Source organism: Rhizobium sp. GN54 (assembly GCF_021026345.1).
GTDB lineage: Bacteria > Pseudomonadota > Alphaproteobacteria > Rhizobiales > Rhizobiaceae > Mycoplana.
In genome coordinates this window covers 794969-811658 of record NZ_JAJNCZ010000001.1, presented here as the reverse complement: position 1 = coordinate 811658, position 16690 = coordinate 794969, and the positions used below count along the sequence as shown (strand labels likewise).

Here is a 16690-nt window from a genome sequence, read left to right as displayed (position 1 = left end):
CCTATAGACGCCGGTCATGATCACCATCTCCGGCCTCTCCGCCCGCATCGCCGGGCGCCTGCTCCTCGACAACGCCTCCGTCTCGCTGCCCTCGGGCACGAAGGCGGGCCTCGTCGGCCGCAACGGCGCCGGCAAGTCGACGTTGTTTCGCATCATCACCGGCGATCTCGTCTCCGAGGCCGGCTCGGTCTCGCTGCCGAAGAACGCCCGCATCGGCCAGGTGGCGCAGGAGGCGCCGGGAACGGACGAGCCGCTGATCGAGATCGTGCTGGCCGCCGACAAGGAGCGGGCAGCGCTCCTGCAGGAAGCGGAGACCGCCACCGACCCGCACCGGATTGCGGAAATCCAGACGCGGCTTGCCGATATCGGCGCCCATTCGGCCGAGGCGCGCGCCGCCAGCATCCTCGCCGGCCTCGGCTTCGACCACGAGGCGCAGAAGCGGCCCGCCAAGAGCTTCTCCGGCGGCTGGCGGATGCGCGTGGCGCTCGCCGCCGTGCTCTTCTCCGAGCCGGACCTGCTGCTGCTGGACGAGCCGACCAACTATCTCGACCTCGAGGGCACGCTGTGGCTGGAGGACTATGTCCGCCGCTATCCGCACACCGTGCTCATCATCAGCCACGACCGCGACCTGCTCAACACCGCCGTCAACGCGATCGTCCATCTCGACCAGAAGAAGCTGACCTTCTATCGCGGCGGCTACGACCAGTTCGAGCGACAGAAGGCGGAAGCCGACGAATTGCAGATGAAGGCGAAGGCCAAGAACGAGGCCGCGCGCAAGCACCTGCAGAGCTTCATCGACCGCTTCAAGGCCAAGGCGACCAAGGCGCGGCAGGCGCAGAGCCGCGTCAAGGCGCTGGAGCGGATGGGAACGGTGGCGGCCGTGATCGAGGACCACGTGCAGGGCTTCACCTTCCCCGAGCCCGAGAAGCAGCCGGCATCGCCGATCGTCTCCATCAGCGGCGGGGCCGTCGGCTACGCACCGGGGCAGCCGATCCTGAAGCGGATGAACCTGCGCATCGACAATGACGACCGCATCGCGCTGCTCGGCTCCAACGGCAACGGCAAGTCGACCTTCGCCAAGTTCATCTCCGGCAGGCTCAAGGCCGACAGCGGCGAGGTGAAGACGGCGCCGGGGCTGAAGATCGGCTTTTTCGCCCAGCACCAGCTGGACGACCTGGTGCCGACCCAGAGTGCGGTCGAGCACGTGCGCCGGCTGATGGCGGACGCGCCGGAAGCCAAGGTGCGCGCCCGCGTCGCACAGATGGGCCTTGCGACCGAAAAGATGGATACGCCGGCGAAGGACCTCTCCGGCGGCGAGAAGGCGCGGCTGCTGATGGGCCTCGCCGCCTTCGACGCGCCGAACCTCCTGATCCTCGACGAGCCGACCAACCACCTCGACATCGACAGCCGCCGGGCACTGATCGAGGCGCTGAACGACTACCAAGGCGCGGTCATCCTGATCTCGCACGACCGCCACCTGATCGAGGCGACCGTCGACCGGCTGTGGCTGGTCAAGGACGGCACTGTCACGAATTTCGACGGCGACCTGGACGAATACCGCACGCTGATCGTCGGCGGGCCGAAGCCGAAGGAAGACAAGGCGCGCCCCGTCCTGAGCGATGACGGCCTGTCCAAGGCCGACCAGCGCAAGGCCAATGCCGACCGCCGCGCCTCGCTGGCGCCGCTGAAGAAGAAGATCAACGAAGTCGAAGCCTTGACCGGAAAGCTTGAGAAACAGATTCAGGCGCTGGACACGGAACTGGCCGACCCGCAGCTCTACGAGAAGAACCCTGGCAGGGCGGCGCAGAAGGCCAAGGAGCGCTCCGACGCGGCCGACAGGCTTGCGGCGGCAGAAGAGCACTGGCTGGAGCTCTCGTCGGAATATGAGGAGGCGATGGCCGGATAGGCTTTGCCGCCGTGCCCTCCCGCGGGAGCCGCGGCGCGGCCCCTGTTTCCGGCGCCGGAAACGCCCAAAAAGCAGGCAGATGCGCACGCCCGTGCCTGTTAGACCAAAGTCGTACAGTCCAGCATCCGGGTAAATCGCGCCGTGCGCTTGAAACCGGTGATCCACCATGATTAGGTTCCCGGCGAACATAAAGGGGCTCGGGAGGCCCCGGCAATCGGGAGGAAGAGAATGGATCGTCGCTCATTCATGAGAAAGGCCGGCGCTGCCGGTGTGGGCGCTGCCGCGGCAACCGCGCTGGCCGCGCCCGCGCTGGCGCAGGCAGACCCCAAGATCAACTGGCGCCTCGCCTCGTCGTTCCCCAAATCGCTCGACACGATCTACGGCGGCGCTGAAGTCATCTCGAAATACGTCTCCGAAGCAACCGACGGCAATTTCCAGATCCAGGTCTTCGCCGCCGGCGAGATCGTTCCCGGCCTGCAGGCGGCGGACGCAGCTTCCGCCGGCACGGTGGAAGCCGCCCATACCGTCTCCTACTACTACTGGGGCAAGGACCCGGTCTGGGCGCTGGGTGCTGCGGTGCCCTTCGCGCTCAACGCGCGCGGCATGAACGCCTGGCAGTACCACGGCGGCGGCATCGACCTGTTCAACGAGTTCCTGGCGACGCAGGGCCTGATCGGCTATCCCGGCGGCAACACCGGCGTGCAGATGGGCGGCTGGTTCCGCAAGGAGATCAAGACCGTCGCCGACCTGCAGGGCCTGAAGATGCGCATCGGCGGCTTCGCCGGCAAGGTCGTCGAGCGGCTCGGTGTCGTGCCGCAGCAGATCGCCGGCGGCGACATCTATCCGTCGCTGGAGAAGGGCACGATCGACGCCGCCGAGTGGACGACCCCCTATGACGACGAGAAGCTCGGCTTCTACAAGGTCGCCCCCTATTACTACTATCCCGGTTGGTGGGAAGGCGGCCCGACGGTCCACGCCCTGTTCAACAAGGCGGCCTTCGAGGGCCTGCCGAAGAACTACCAGTCGCTGCTGCGGACCGCCTGCCAGGCGGCCGACGCCAACATGCTGCAGAAATACGACTGGCTGAACCCGCCGGCGATCAAGCGTCTCGTCGCTGCCGGCGCCAAGCTGGCCCCGTTCTCGCCCGAGATCCTCGCGGCCTGCTTCGAAAAGGCCAACGAGGTCTATGCGGAGATCGAGGACACCAACCCGACCTTCAAGAAGATCTGGGACTCGATCAAGGCCTTCCGCGGCGAGTACTACCTCAACGCCCAGATCGCCGAATACAACTACGACACCTTCATGATGATCCAGCAGCGCGGCGGAAAGCTCTGAAACTGGATCAGATGCGGCACGAGGGAACCCCGGGGCGCTCCGTCGCCCCGGGGTTTTTCGTTGACGATCAGGTCCCTGCAAGCACGCGGACCTGGACCGGTTGCTCGAAGCCCTTGAGGGCAAGCAAGCGTTCCCCGGCCCCGTCCATAAGGTGCGGCACCCTGGCGGCCGTCTCGGCCGACACCAGTATCTCGCCAGCGGCGGCCCGGGATTCGAGCCTCGCAGCCAGATTGACAGCACCGCCGATCGCCGTGAAATCGCTGCGGAAACTGGAGAATTCGCCGATTTCGACGTCACCGGTGTGAATGCCGACGCCGACGCCCGGTGCCTGCCCCTGCGGTCCGCCGGTCATCGAACGCAAGTCATCGAGCGCGGCCTTGCACAGTCGCTGCAGATCGAGCGCGGCCTCGACCGCTGCCGCTGCGTGATCCTTCGAGACGATCGGAAAGTTGAAGATCGCCATCAGGCCGTCGCCCATCTGCTTGTTGACGATGCCGTCATGCGCCCAGATCGCCTGCGCGCACCGATCCTGGAACACGCTGACGATCTCGCTCAGGCTCACGGGGTCAATCCGCTCCGACAGGGCCGTGAAGCCTCTTATGTCGGCGAACAGGATGGTTGCGTCGACGGTTACATGGCGCTGTTTCTTGACGGTGCGGAAGGAGCGCTCGCAAATCGTGCAGATGTTCGGGTTCATCTTGCTGCGGGTGATGCCGAATGCGCGGAACGGAAGCGCAAGCACACCGCGAATCGGGATCGGCACATGCATCTGGTCCCAGCACCCCCGGCAGATGCCGGCGTTGCCATGGCGGGTAGGCCTGATGAGATTGGCTGTCGTCATGTCCCGCAAACTTCCCGGCTGGCTGGCCGGTTGGCCGTCCCACGCAACGAGCTTCGGATATTCGTCTGCGATTGGCAACCGGTGGCCGGCATCGTCCCGAGCCGGCCGGACGGCCGCGCCCGTCGTTCGTCGACCAAACGGGAACGGGCCGGCTTGCGCCGGCCCGTCCTGCCATGTCCGTTCGCTGCCGTCAGTTGAACGACGGCGGCTGGCTGAGGTCGTTCGCCGGCGGGGTTTGCGGCTGGCCTTGCGGCTGGCCGCCATCGGGTGCTGCCGGCGGCTGTTCGAGCGGGTTTCCGCCCGGAAGCTGCAGGCCGCCGGGAAGGCCGAGGCCGCCGCCATTGTCGGGCAGGCCGAGCCCCCCGCCCTGCCCGCCGAAGCCCGGCACCTCGATCTTGATCGTCGAGGGATCGACCGCGGCAGCGGAGCCCTTGTAGTGCATGACCATCTGCGGGAACATGATCGTCAGCGCCACCATGATGATCTGGATGCCGACGAAGGGCACCGCGCCCCAGTAGATTTGCCCCGTCGTCACGGGTGCAGTCATCTTGCCCGTCACCTTGTCGAGATAGGGCACGCGGGCGGCCACCGAACGCAGGTAGAAGAGCGCGAAGCCGAAGGGCGGATGCATGAAGCTCGTCTGCATGTTGATGCCGAGCAGCACGCCGAACCAGATCAGGTCGATGCCGAGCTTGTCGGCGGCAGGCGCGAGCAGCGGCACGATGATGAAGGCGAGCTCGAAGAAATCGAGGAAGAACGCCAGGAAGAAGACCAGCAGGTTCACCGCGATCAGGAAGCCCACCTCGCCGCCCGGCATGGAGACGAGCAGGTGCTCCACCCACAGGTGGCCGTTCACGCCGTAGAAGGTGAGCGAGAACACGCGGGCGCCGATCAGGATGAACAGCACGAAGGCCGACAGCCGGGTGGTGGACGCCAGCGCCGAACGGACGACGTCGAGATTGAGCCGTCCCTTCGCCGCCGCCATGATGAGCGCGCCGACGGCTCCCATGGCGCCGCCTTCCGTCGGCGTCGCGATGCCGAGGAAGATCGTGCCGAGGACGAGGAAGATCAGCGCCAGCGGCGGGATCAGCACGATGATGACCTGCTGGGCCAGCCGGGACATCATGTTGATGTTCAAGTTCTTGTCGATGAGCGCCACGACATAGATGAAGACGATACCGACGGTGGCGCCGAGGATGTCGGCGTTCTCGCCCTGGGTCGGGGAGAGATAGACATGGGCGGCGTAGGCGAACGCGGCGGCGACGGCGAGCGCGATCAGAAGCGAGGTCACCCCCGCGCCCAGCGAGCGGGCTTCGGGCGGCAGCGCCGGCATCGAGTCCCGCCGGATGAAGGTCATCAGCAGGATATAGCCCATGTAGAGGCCGGTCAGGACCAGGCCCGGGATCAGCGCGCCGGCATACATGTCGCCGACCGAGCGGCCGAGCTGGTCGGCCAGGACGATGAGGACGAGCGAGGGCGGAATGATCTGGGCGAGCGTGCCGGAGGCGGCGATGACGCCCGAGGCGATGGAGCGGTCGTAGCCGTAGCGCAGCATGATCGGCAGCGAGATCAGCCCCATGGCGATGACGGAGGCCGCCACCACGCCGGTCGTTGCCGCGAGCAGCGCGCCGACGAAGATGACCGCATAGGCGAGGCCGCCGCGGATCGGGCCGAACAGCTGGCCGATCGTATCGAGCAGGTCCTCGGCCATGCCCGAGCGTTCGAGCACGATCCCCATGAAGGTGAAGAAGGGGATGGCGAGCAGCGTGTCGTTCGACATCACCCCCCACAATCGCTCCGGCATGGCATTCAGGAGGGGCCAGGACAGGTTGATGCTATCGGACAGCGGCGCCAGTTCCACGCCGATGACGAAGAAGAGCAGGCCGTTTGCCGCAAGCGCGAAGGCGACCGGGTACCCCAGCAGCAGGAAGACGACCAGCGACACGAACATGATCGGCGCGAGGTTCTCCGCGATGAACTCGATCATGGACGGGTCTCCTGGGCGGGAACGTCGATATCGAGCGGGGCATGGGTGGGCACGAAGGGCGTCGGGTCATCCATGTCGCCGCGCATGATCGCGATCTTCTTGATGATCTCGGACACGCCCTGGGCCGCGAGCAGCACGAAGCCTGCGAGCAGGATGGCCTTGGCCGGCCAGACGATCAGGCCGCCGGCGCTGGACGACCCTTCGCCGGAGCGGAAGGACATCGTCACGTAGGGAACGAGGTAGTAGACCATCAGCAGGACGAAGGGCATCAGGAAGAAGCAATGGCCGAAGAGATCGATCCAGTGTTGCGTCCGGCGCGAGAACTTCCCGTAGACCACGTCGATGCGGATGTGCTCGTTCTGGCTCAGCGTATAGGCGGCCGCGAGCATGAAGGCGCCGCCGAAGAGATACCATTGGGCCTCGAGCCAGGCGTTCGACGAGACGTTGAAGACCTTGCGCACGACAGCGTTTCCGGCGCTGACGAGGACGGCGACGAGAATCAGCCAGGACACCGCCTTGCCGATCCTTTCCGTAACAATATCAATAATTCGGCTGAGGCCGAGCAGCGCTCCCATTGCATTCCTCCCCGCATGGCTTTGTTGCTTCTGTCGTTCGGCATGCACAGCCAGAGTGCTGATTTCAAGTCCGGTTTCAAGCGCAAAGGCCGGTTTTCCCGGCATGAGCGGCCGGATTAGACGAAAGGCGAATAGCTCGGTGGCGCCGTTGCACAATGCTTAGGCAGCCATGGGAAAAGACGCTCTTGCCGCTGTCGCCCATTCTGCTAAAACACGCTGCAATCATCATACAAATCGAGCAAAACACCATGTCCCCGATCCATCTCGCCATCGTCGGCGTCGGCAAGATCGCCCGCGACCAGCACCTGCCCTCGATCGCAAAGAACCCCGATTTCAAGCTCGTGGCCGCCGCCAGCCGGCACGGCACCGTCGACGGCATCGACAATTTCAAGTCGATCGACGAGATGCTGGACAAGGTCCCCGCCATCCAGGCCGTCTCGCTCTGCATGCCGCCGCAGAACCGTTACGAGGCGGCCCACACAGCACTTTCGGCCGGCAAGCACGTGTTCATGGAAAAGCCGCCGGGGGCGACGCTCAGCGAGGTCGCCGACCTGCAGGCGCTCGCCGACGCCAAGGGGCTGTCGCTGTTCGCAAGCTGGCATTCGCGCTATGCGCCGGCCGTCGAGGCGGCCAAGGCGTTTCTCGATTCTACCGTCATCCGCTCGATGAAGGTCGTCTGGAAGGAAGATGTCCGCCACTGGCATCCGAACCAGGATTGGATCTGGCAGGCGGGCGGCCTCGGCGTCTTCGATCCCGGCATCAATGCGCTGTCGATCGTCACCCACATCCTGCCGCGGCCGGTGTTCATCACCAAGGCAACGCTGGAATTCCCGGAAAACCGCGACGCGCCGATCGCGGCCGCCATCACCTTCACCGATGCCCACGGTCTCGACCTTTCCGCCGAGTTCGACTGGCGCCAGACCGGCAAGCAGAGCTGGGACATTGTCGCTGCGACCGACGACGGCGAGATGGTGCTCTCCGAGGGGGGCGCGAAGCTCTCGATCGACGGCGTGCTGAAGCACGAGGAGCCCGAGCAGGAATATCCGATGCTCTACAAGCGCTTCGCCGAGATCGTGCACGCCGGCAGGTCCGACGTCGACCTCGCGCCGCTCCGCCACGTCGCCGACGCCTTCATGCTGGGCCGGCGCAAGTTCGTGGATGCGTTCTACGACTGAGGCGCCTGGTCCTCATGCGACGGCGCCAGGGACCTCTGGCGCCGGCCTATGCAGCCGTCGCAGCCAGATGTTCGAGCAGCCGGCGGGCCGGGTTGGTCAATCCGTCCGCACGGTGGCAGATGACGAGCCTGCGGATCGCCCAGGGTTCGCCAAGGACAGCGACCGAAAGGTGCAGCGATCGGCGCAGGCGCCGGGCAGCCGTCTGCGGGACGATGCCGATGCCGACCCCGTTTGCCACCAGCTGGCCGATGCCCTCGAACGTCCGCACCCGGATGCGCACGTTCAGCCTTTTGCCAAGGCGCTCGGCCTGCCCTTCGACATGGCCCTGCAGCGCCCCGTCGACCAGACCGACGAAATCCTCGCCGATGAGATCCGTGAACCGGACCGGCGCCGCCAGCCGGCGCTGCGGTGCGGCGATGACCACCAGCGTATCGGTGGCGAACCGGTGCAGCCGCAGATTTCCCGTGTCCACCGCCTCCGACAGGATGCCGAGGTCGGCAAGGCCACCAGTGACCGTCCGGGCGATGTCGACGCTCTGACGCTCTTCCAGATCGACGTCGACGGACGGATTGGCGGCCAGCCACGGTCCGATCCGGGCCGGCAGGACCTCGGTCATGGCGGCGGTGTTGGCCAGCACGCGCACGGTCGCCCGCACGCCGATGGCATGTTCGCTCAGCGCGCCGCGCATCTGCGCCATCTGCTGCCCGATCAGGCGGGCGTGATGGACCAGCGCCTCGCCGGCCGCGGTCAGCGCCACGCCGTGGCGACGACGTTCCAGCAGGCTGACCCGCCCCTCTTCCTCCATCGCGCGCAGCCGTTCGCTCGCGGCAGCCAGCGACAGGCCGATCTTCGCCGCGCCATGGGTGATGCTGCCGGTGTCGGCCACGGCGAGAAAGAGGCGGAGATCGATCAGGTCAAATCGCATGCGACGATGCTACCGCGAATTCAGCCTTCGTTCCAGCCGAAGCCTGGCCACGGATCTTCCGCATTGTCGCCCGCGGCTGATTTGCTATCAGGCAGGCATGGACGCATCGCTACAGCTTGCCCTGATCGTGGGCACGATCTTTTTCCTGGCGGGGACCGTGAAGGGCGTGACGGGGATGGGGCTGCCGACGGTGGCGATGGGGCTGCTCGGCACGCTGCTCTCGCCGGTCGCCGCGGCCGCGCTGCTGATCGTGCCGTCCTTCGTCACCAATGTCTGGCAATTGTTCGCAGGCCCCAGCCTGCGCACCGTCGTCCTTCGGCTCTGGCCGATGATGGCAGCCGTTGCGCTCGGCACGATCGGCGGGTCGTCGCTGATCGCCGGGAGCCGTCTTCCGGGTTCCGCCGCCACCTCCGCCCTCGGCGGGATACTGGCCCTCTACGCGCTGACCACACTGCTGCTGCGCGCGCCTCCGGTGCCGCGGGCGGTGGAATGGTGGCTGTCGCCGCTCACGGGCCTGGTGACAGGGATCGTCACCGGTGCCACCGGCATCTTCGTCATCCCCGCCGTTCCCTATCTACAATCGCTCGCCCTCGATCGCGACGACCTCGTGCAGGCGCTCGGGCTGTCGTTTACCGTCTCGACGGTGGCGCTGGCGGCGGGGCTCGCATGGCACGGCGCCCTCGATGCCGGCAACCTCGGCACCTCGGCGCTCGCCGTGGCGCCGGCGCTGGCCGGCATGTGGGCCGGGCAGGCCATCCGCGCGCGAATAGAGCCGGCCGCGTTTCGCCGTTGGTTCCTGATCTGCCTCCTGGCGCTCGGCGCGGAGATGCTTCTCCGCCCGCTCTTCTGACTGACTACCGGCGTCCGTTCCGACCGTGCCCTGCCCCTCAGGCGTTCTTCACCCAGCGACCGTCGTTGTTCTGCTGCCAGTAGGTCAGCTGGTGGCCCTCGCCTCTCAGCCGTTTCCACTGGCTGCGGGCAGCGTCGAGCTCGGGCTGGTCGTGGCCGTCGAACATGAAGATGACGCGGTCGTAGGCGTCGAGCGGCGGCGGTTCGGCGTTGTCGACGAGGAAGCGGACGGTCGCGGCGTTGGCGTTGTCGGGGCCTGTCGTCAGCAGCACCGGCTGGTCGGCGGGGTTCGGTTGCTCGTCGGTGCCGTGCGGCAGGAAGCTGTCCTCGCGCCAGGTCCAAAGATGCGTGTCAAGCGCGTCGCGCCGCTCGGCCGTGCCGGTCTGGACGACGACCCGCCAGCCGCGCTCGAGGCTCTTGTCGAGCAGCGGTGGCAGGGCGTCTTCCAGTTTCGATTCGGTCAGGTGGTAGAACAGGATCTCGCTCAACGCGGGTCAGCTCTCGTATTGCGCCCGCACCAGTTCGTCGAGCAGCCGCACGCCGAAGCCCGAGCCCCAGGACTGGTTGATCTCGTCAGCCGGCGAGCCCATGGCGGTCCCGGCGATATCGATGTGCGCCCAGGGCGTGTCCTTGACGAAGCGGTGCAGGAACTGGGCGGCGGTGATCGAGCCGGCAGAGCGGCCGCCGGTGTTCTTCATGTCGGCGAACTTGCTGTCGATCATCTTGTCGTATTCCCGGCCGAGCGGCAGGCGCCAGACCCGCTCGTTGGTGGCAAGGCCGGCCGCCGTCAGCCGGGCGGAAAGCGTGTCGTCGTTGGAGAACAGGCCCGCATGGTGGCTGCCGAGCGCGACCATGACCGCGCCGGTCAGCGTCGCGAGGTCGATCATGAACTGCGGCTTGAAGCGTTCGTTGCAATACCAGAGCGCGTCGCAGAGCACGAGCCGGCCCTCGGCATCGGTGTTGATGACCTCGATCGTCTGGCCGGACATGGAGGTGACGATGTCGCCGGGGCGCTGGGCGTTACCATCAGGCATGTTCTCCACCAGGCCGAGAATGCCGACGGCGTTGACCTTGGCCTTGCGGGCGGCGAGCGTGTGCATCAGGCCGATGACGGCTGCGGCGCCGCCCATGTCGCCCTTCATGTCCTCCATGCCGGCGGCCGGCTTGATCGAGATGCCGCCGGTGTCGAAGACGACGCCCTTGCCGACGAAGGCTATCGGCTTGTCCTTGGGCTTGCCGCCGTTCCACTGCATGACCGCAAGCCGCGGCGGGCGGGCGGAGCCCTGGGCCACGCCCAATAGCGCCGCCATGCCGAGCCGCTTCATCTCGCGCTCCGTCAGGATCTCCACCTCGACGCCGAGCTTTTCCAGCGCCTTGGCCTTGGCGGCGAACTCGACGGGGCCGAGCACGTTGGCCGGCTCGTTGACGAGATCGCGCGCAAGCAGGACGCCGCCGGCGATCGCCTCGCTCTCGTCAAAGGCCTTCTTCGCGGCAGCGGCTGCAGCCGTGACGATCGTGACCTTGACGGGCTTCTTGCCGTTGGCCTTCTGCTCGTCCTCGTCCTTCTTGGTCTTGTAGGTATCGAACCGGTAGGCGCCGAGCAGCAGGCCGAGGGCGAAATCGGCAGCGGCCTGACCGCCGACCTCGACGCCGGCCGCGTCGAGATAGATCGACACCGATTCGGCGTCGCGGGCCTTTGCGGCCGCGACGCCGCCGGCCTTCAGCCAGTCGTGCGCGACGATCTTGGCCGGATCGCCGAGGCCGACCAGGATGATTCGGTCGAACGGCGAGCCGTGCGGCGCGACGATATCGAGGCTCTTCAGCGCCTTGCCCCTGAAGCGCCCGACGTCCGCCGCCCGGGCGACGACGCCTGCGGGGTCGGCGTCGGCCGGTGCGCCGATGGAATCCTGCGCCTGCAGGACGATTGCCGTCCCGCCCGCGGGCTTCGCCGCCTTCACAAAATTGACATCGAACTTCTGGGACATGGTCTGCTCCAAGGGTATGCGATCGAGGAATCCGGTCGCTGGCGACCCGGAATCCCGGGTTGCGACGATGACTGTCGGCAATTCCTTGTCGCTTTTGCGGCGCTTGGCAAGATGCAGCGCCCGGTTTAAAACCGGACACGCGGGTTTGTTCGCGGCAAATTTCCATGGCATAGGGGCCGCGCCGGTCTGGTGCCGGCCGAATGACAGCCTATATGGGCTCGAGCGTTTCCGTCGACCGGCGGGACCGATCGGCTTCCACCGGGTGACCGGACGACCAACAGACAACAGGAACGGGACCCCGGTTCGGAACACATATGAAGCTGATTGAACGCTACATCCTGCGTCGCACGTCGCTGATGTTCCTCGGCACGCTCCTGCCGCTGCTCGGCATCGTCTGGACGACGCAGGCGCTGACGAACGTCAATCTCGTGACCGACAGCGGCCAGTCGATGCTGGCGTTCCTGACGCTCGCCACGCTGATCCTGCCCTCGGTCATTCCGATCATCCTGCCGTTCGCCTATGTCATCGGCGTGGCGCAGACGCTGACGGCGATGAATGCCGATTCGGAGCTGACCGTGCTGAACGCGGCGGGCAGCTCGCGGATGATGATCATCCGCCCGGTCATGTATCTCGGCATCGCGCTCAGCATCATCTCCTTTGCGGTCGACAATTTCGTCGAACCCTATTCGCGCATGGCCGTGCGCCAGATGGTGGCGACGGCGCATGCGGACATGCTCTCCTCGGTGATCCAGGAGAACGCCTTCCGCAAGGTGACGGACGGGCTCTACGTCCAGGTCAGCCGCCGCAAGGGCGGCGGCGTGCTCGAGGGCCTGTTCGTGGCCGATACCCGCGATCCGAAGGTGGAATACGTCTATTATGCCCGCGAAGGCGCCATCGACGAGAAGACCTCGGCGCTGGTGATGAACGACGGCGAGGTGCAGCGGAAGCTGCCGAACGGCGACGTCTCCATCATCAAGTTCGATTCCTACGCCTTCGACCTCGCCGACCTGACCCAGCGCGCCGGCGAGGCGACCATCCGCGCCAAGGACCGCGACCTGCCGTTCCTGCTGAACCCCGACCCGGAAGACGAGCAGGTCAAGCGCAATCCCGGCGCGTTCACGGCCGAGCTGCATCGCCGCTTCACCGAGTGGACGCTGCCGATCCTGTTCGGCCTGGTGGCGCTCGTCGCGAGCGTCGACGCCCGCTCCCACCGCGAGGCACGCGTCCATCCGATGATCTCGGCGCTGCTCGTCGCGCTCGCCATCCGCTGGGCGATCTTCTATGCCGGAAGTGCGGCCGAATCGTCGCGGCTGGCGATCCCCTTCATGTACCTGATCCCGATCGCCGTGGCCGCACTGGCCATCCGCCAGCTGTCGCGCCACAAGAGCCTCGAATTGCCCGCCTCCTTGCGGACACGGCTGGTCGAGTTGCGCGACAGGCTTGCCGCGCGCCTGCCCGGCCGATCCGGCGCGGCGTCCACGAGCAACGGACCGCAGCCATGATCCCTACCCTCGCCCTCTATTTCTTCCGCCGCTACATCGTGACGACGATCTGGTTTTTGATCGGGATCTTCGCGCTCGTCTTCATCATCGATTTCAGCGAGACCGCCAGCCGCATGGGCGGCCTGCCGAAATATACCGCCTTCAGCGGGCTGGTGATGACGGTTCTGCGCATTCCGATGATCCTGATGCAGACCATCCCCTTCGTCGCGCTCTTTGCCGGCATGGCGGCGCTGATCTCGCTGAACCGGCGCTATGAACTGGTGGTGACGCGCGCCGCCGGCGTCTCGGTCTGGCAGTTCCTGCGCCCCTTCGCCATCGGCGCCTTCCTGTTCGGCGTGCTGGCGGTGACCGTGCTGAACCCGATCGCCGCCTGGGGCACGCGCCAGGCGCAGGTGCTGGAGGCGGAGTGGGGCTCGAACCGGAAGTCGGCCGGATCCGGCATCCCGTGGATCCGCCAGCGCCACGGCGACGACGACGCGATCATCGGCGCCAAGGCCGTCGAGGACAACGGAACGCGGCTCTTGAACGTCTCGATCATCCATTTCGACAAGGACGGCCGCATCAGCTTTCGGCAGGACGCCGATTCGGCAATCCTGAAAGATGGTTACTGGGAGCTTAACAACGTGCTGGAGACACGCAACGGCGAGTTGCCCAGGCGTTCCCCTTCGGCACAACTCGAAACCAATTTGAGACAGGAGTTCGTGCAGGAAAGCCTCGAAAAACCTGATTCCGTTTCGTTTTTCAGCCTGCCGAGGAAGATCGAAGCGGCGAAGTCGTTCGGGTTCGCCACCGAGCCGCTCGAAACGCAGCTCCATTCGATGCTTTCGCTGCCACTTCTCCTGGTTGCAATGACCCTGATCGCGGCTAGCGTATCGTTAAAATTTAGCAGGTTTAATCAATCACGTGCGGTGATTCTGGGTGGCATCCTCTCCGGCTTCATGCTTTATGTCGTCACCGTGCTTGTGAAAGCATTCGGAAGCAGTGGAATAGTCCCACCGTTTGTTGCGGCCTGGCTCCCAGTTGTCGTAGCAATGTCGCTGGGTGCAACGATCCTGCTGCACCAGGAGGACGGCTAGTGGCGGCAGGCAACCGCGAACGTAAGACTTGGATCGCGACCGCGCTGCTTGCCGGTGTCGCCCTGTGCGCGCTTGCGCCCATGGCTGCGCTGCCGGCGCGCGCCCAGTCGTCCAATGTCGATCAGCTCGCACCGAACATTTCGCCCGATGCCAAGCTCATCCTGGCGGCCAACGAACTCGTCTATAACAGGGACGCCGACACGGTGACTGCGCGCGGCGCCGTGCAGATCAACTATGGCGGCTACCAGCTCGTCGCCAAGCAGGTGATCTACGACCAGACGACCGGCCAGTTGCGCGCCGTGGGCGACATCGAGTTCATCGAGCCGACCGGCAACAAGGTCTATGCGCAGGAACTGACCCTTTCCGACGATTTCGCCAACGGCTTCGCCAATTCGCTGCGGATCGAGACGACCGACCTGACGAAGATCGCGGCGACGAGCGGCGAACGCGTCAACGGCGAGGAAATGATCCTCAACCACGGCGTCTACACCGCCTGTACGCCGTGCGCGACCGACCCGACGCACCGCTCGCTCTGGCAGATCAAGGCCGAGCGCGTCGTGCAGAACGGGCGCACGCACACCGTCCGGCTCGAGCATGCGCGTTTCGAGATGTTCGGCAAGCCGATCGCCTATTTCCCCTGGCTCGAGGTTCCGGACCACACCGTCAAGCGCAAGACCGGCGTGCTTTTCCCGAAGTTCAGCTTCACGCAGAAGCTGGGGCTCGGCGTCGGCGTTCCCTATTACATCGCCATCGCCCCCGACATGGATGCGACGATCACGCCCAACGTCTATACGAGCCAGGGCTTCCTGCTCGAGGGCGAATTCCGCAAGCAGTTCCATAGCGGGCTGGTGACGCTGCGGGCGGCCGGCATCAGCCAGATGCAGCCGGAGCGCTTCACCGCCGGGACGAGCGACCGCGAGGTCGACGGTCGCGCGATGATCGCGTCCGAAGGCGTGTTCCAGATCAACCCGCGCTGGGCGTTCGGCTGGGACGTGATGTCCCAGACCGACAACAACTTCGCCCGCACCTACGACCTGACGGGCTACGACGACCGCATCATCCGCAACCAGGTCTACCTCACGGGACTCGGCAAGCGGAACTTCCTCGACCTGCGCGCCTTCTACTTCGACGTCCAGGACGCGGATCCGGACGACGTCGCCGAGCGGCAGCAGGCGGTCCCGCAGTCGTTCGACTACGAATACATCGCGCCCAATCCGGTCTTCGGCGGCCAGCTCAGCGCGACCGTGAACCTGACCAATGTCGAGCGCGACCGTCTCGACCGCTACCATGCGGGCTCGTCCTGGCGCTTCCCCGGCCTCGAGGGCGGCACCTCGCGGCTGACGACGGAGATGGAGTGGAAGCGCCAGTACGTGGTGCCCGGCGGCCTCGTCGTGACCCCGCTTCTCGCCGCGCGCGGCGACGCGCTTCGCCTCGACATGACCGATCCCGGCTCCCGCTACGACGGCAATTTCGACACCGACGACAGCGCCACGCGCGGCATGGTGACGGCCGGCCTCGAGGCGCGCTATCCGATCCTCCTGACGACGGCGGGCAGCAGCCACGTGTTCGAGCCGATCGCGCAGGTCTATGTCCGTCCCGACGAGCAGCATGCCGGCGGGCTGCCGAACGAGGACGCGCAGAGCTTCGTCTTCGACGCGACCAACCTGTTCGAGCGCGACAAGTTCTCCGGCTACGACCGGATCGAGGGCGGCACCCGCGCCAATGTCGGCTTCCGCTATACAGGAAGCTTCGACAACGGCTACACGATGCGCAGCCTCTTCGGCCAGTCCTACCAGCTTTCCGGGCAGAACTCGTTTGCGACCGACGACCTCGTCAATGCCGGCGCCAATTCCGGCCTCGAGACCGACAGTTCCGACTATGTCGGCATGGCCGGCCTCGACACGCCGCTCGGCTGGGCCCTCTCCTACAGCGCCCGCATGGACCGCAAGGACCTGTCGGTGCGCCGCACCGACACGCGCGTCGGTTTCGAGAACTACCGCCTGCAGGCCGCGCTGACCTACACCCGCATCGCAGCCCAGCCGGACTACGGCTTCCCGGAAGACAACGACGAAGTGCAGACCATCGGCGCGCTCAAGTTCCGCGACTACTGGTCGGTGTTCGGCTCGCTGACCTACGACATCAACAACAGCAACCTGGCGCGCAGCGGTGTCGGCCTGACCTATGACGACCGCGACACGATCTTCTCGATCGTCTACGAGAACACGCGCGACACCGGCTCCACGATTGCGAACGACTGGTCGATCGGCGCCCGCCTGAGCTTCCGCACGCTGGGAGACATCAACGTCGGCGATACGACCCTCGACGGGTTTGACGATTACTGAGCAGGCAAGCCCGCTCGGACCGCACTTGTCATCGTTTGGCCGCATGTATTATGCAAATGGCCGCGAGAAGGACGCGACGCGCGGGAAAGTTGATTTGCGCAATCTCGCGTAGAGGAAACGGCGGGAGCGCGCGCAGCGGCACACTGCAACGCTCTCCGGACCGGCACGCGGGCATCCCGACGGGATGCGGAC

Annotated in this window: 13 protein-coding genes; 7 read left to right on the top strand and 6 right to left on the bottom strand. The window is 66.0% G+C overall.

What is annotated here, in order from left to right; translation table 11 throughout:
* Positions 1 to 16: 16 nt before the first annotated feature.
* Positions 17 to 1906 (top strand): ABC-F family ATP-binding cassette domain-containing protein, encoded by a 1890-nt coding sequence (locus tag LQK81_RS03885; protein WP_230803549.1) that lies wholly within the window; start codon positions 17 to 19, stop codon positions 1904 to 1906.
* Between the two features lie 228 nt (positions 1907 to 2134).
* Positions 2135 to 3241, top strand: coding sequence for a TRAP transporter substrate-binding protein (locus LQK81_RS03880; protein WP_230803547.1), 1107 nt, complete (start codon positions 2135 to 2137; stop codon positions 3239 to 3241).
* A 67-nt stretch (positions 3242 to 3308) separates the two neighbouring features.
* Here LQK81_RS03880 and LQK81_RS03875 read toward each other — a convergent pair whose 3' ends face one another.
* From LQK81_RS03875 to LQK81_RS03865, 3 genes are all read right to left on the bottom strand, one after another.
* The gene (locus tag LQK81_RS03875) at positions 3309 to 4082 is read right to left on the bottom strand and encodes an adenylate/guanylate cyclase domain-containing protein (RefSeq protein ID WP_230804418.1); all 774 of its coding nucleotides are present in this window, start codon (positions 4080 to 4082) and stop codon (positions 3309 to 3311) included.
* A 190-nt stretch (positions 4083 to 4272) separates the two neighbouring features.
* A complete protein-coding gene (locus LQK81_RS03870; protein WP_230803545.1) occupies positions 4273 to 6069 on the bottom strand; it encodes a TRAP transporter large permease in 1797 nt (598 codons plus the stop codon).
* A complete protein-coding gene (locus LQK81_RS03865; RefSeq protein WP_230803544.1) occupies positions 6066 to 6644 on the bottom strand; it encodes a TRAP transporter small permease subunit in 579 nt (192 codons plus the stop codon). Before LQK81_RS03865 ends, LQK81_RS03870 begins: the two co-directional genes overlap by 4 nt.
* 248 nt (positions 6645 to 6892) lie before the next feature.
* Between LQK81_RS03865 and LQK81_RS03860 the strand changes: the two genes are divergently transcribed.
* Positions 6893 to 7819 carry a Gfo/Idh/MocA family protein gene (locus tag LQK81_RS03860; RefSeq protein ID WP_230803543.1) on the top strand — a complete coding sequence of 309 codons (927 nt, stop codon included), beginning with the start codon at positions 6893 to 6895 and terminating at the stop codon, positions 7817 to 7819.
* Between the two features lie 46 nt (positions 7820 to 7865).
* Here the strand turns inward: LQK81_RS03860 and LQK81_RS03855 are convergent, their stop codons facing one another.
* Positions 7866 to 8744, bottom strand: coding sequence for a LysR family transcriptional regulator (locus LQK81_RS03855; RefSeq protein ID WP_230803542.1), 879 nt, complete (start codon positions 8742 to 8744; stop codon positions 7866 to 7868).
* 97 nt (positions 8745 to 8841) lie between these two features.
* Here LQK81_RS03855 and LQK81_RS03850 point away from each other — a divergent pair, with 97 nt between their 5' ends.
* Positions 8842 to 9594, top strand: coding sequence for a sulfite exporter TauE/SafE family protein (locus LQK81_RS03850; RefSeq protein ID WP_230803541.1), 753 nt, complete (start codon positions 8842 to 8844; stop codon positions 9592 to 9594).
* A gap of 37 nt (positions 9595 to 9631) precedes the next feature.
* On the opposite strand, the gene LQK81_RS03845 is transcribed toward LQK81_RS03850, so the two are convergent.
* Together LQK81_RS03845 and LQK81_RS03840 are read right to left on the bottom strand one after the other, a co-directional pair.
* Positions 9632 to 10081, bottom strand: coding sequence for a DNA polymerase III subunit chi (locus LQK81_RS03845; protein ID WP_230803539.1), 450 nt, complete (start codon positions 10079 to 10081; stop codon positions 9632 to 9634).
* Positions 10082 to 10087: 6 nt separating this feature from the next.
* Positions 10088 to 11578 carry a leucyl aminopeptidase gene (locus LQK81_RS03840; RefSeq protein WP_230803537.1) on the bottom strand — a complete coding sequence of 497 codons (1491 nt, stop codon included), beginning with the start codon at positions 11576 to 11578 and terminating at the stop codon, positions 10088 to 10090.
* Between the two features lie 314 nt (positions 11579 to 11892).
* Here LQK81_RS03840 and lptF point away from each other — a divergent pair, with 314 nt between their 5' ends.
* From lptF to LQK81_RS03825, 3 genes are read left to right on the top strand one after another with little or no spacing between them, the layout of a single operon-like run.
* Complete coding sequence (gene lptF / locus LQK81_RS03835) at positions 11893 to 13080, top strand: LPS export ABC transporter permease LptF (RefSeq protein ID WP_230803535.1); 1188 nt, start codon at positions 11893 to 11895, stop codon at positions 13078 to 13080.
* A complete protein-coding gene (gene lptG / locus LQK81_RS03830; protein ID WP_230803533.1) occupies positions 13077 to 14156 on the top strand; it encodes an LPS export ABC transporter permease LptG in 1080 nt (359 codons plus the stop codon). The genes lptF and lptG overlap by 4 nt, the downstream gene beginning before the upstream one ends.
* A complete protein-coding gene (locus tag LQK81_RS03825; RefSeq protein ID WP_230803532.1) occupies positions 14156 to 16498 on the top strand; it encodes an LPS-assembly protein LptD in 2343 nt (780 codons plus the stop codon). The genes lptG and LQK81_RS03825 overlap by 1 nt, the downstream gene beginning before the upstream one ends.
* The last annotated feature ends 192 nt before the right edge of the window (positions 16499 to 16690 follow it).

Coding starts and splice junctions, on each gene's coding strand:
- LQK81_RS03885 (WP_230803549.1), top strand. CDS start 17: ATGATCACCATCTCCGGCCTCTCCGCCCGCATCGCCGGGCGCCTGCTC.
- LQK81_RS03880 (WP_230803547.1), top strand. CDS start 2,135: ATGGATCGTCGCTCATTCATGAGAAAGGCCGGCGCTGCCGGTGTGGGC.
- LQK81_RS03875 (WP_230804418.1), bottom strand. CDS start 4,082: ATGACGACAGCCAATCTCATCAGGCCTACCCGCCATGGCAACGCCGGC.
- LQK81_RS03870 (WP_230803545.1), bottom strand. CDS start 6,069: ATGATCGAGTTCATCGCGGAGAACCTCGCGCCGATCATGTTCGTGTCG.
- LQK81_RS03865 (WP_230803544.1), bottom strand. CDS start 6,644: ATGGGAGCGCTGCTCGGCCTCAGCCGAATTATTGATATTGTTACGGAA.
- LQK81_RS03860 (WP_230803543.1), top strand. CDS start 6,893: ATGTCCCCGATCCATCTCGCCATCGTCGGCGTCGGCAAGATCGCCCGC.
- LQK81_RS03855 (WP_230803542.1), bottom strand. CDS start 8,744: ATGCGATTTGACCTGATCGATCTCCGCCTCTTTCTCGCCGTGGCCGAC.
- LQK81_RS03850 (WP_230803541.1), top strand. CDS start 8,842: ATGGACGCATCGCTACAGCTTGCCCTGATCGTGGGCACGATCTTTTTC.
- LQK81_RS03840 (WP_230803537.1), bottom strand. CDS start 11,578: ATGTCCCAGAAGTTCGATGTCAATTTTGTGAAGGCGGCGAAGCCCGCG.
- lptF (WP_230803535.1), top strand. CDS start 11,893: ATGAAGCTGATTGAACGCTACATCCTGCGTCGCACGTCGCTGATGTTC.
- lptG (WP_230803533.1), top strand. CDS start 13,077: ATGATCCCTACCCTCGCCCTCTATTTCTTCCGCCGCTACATCGTGACG.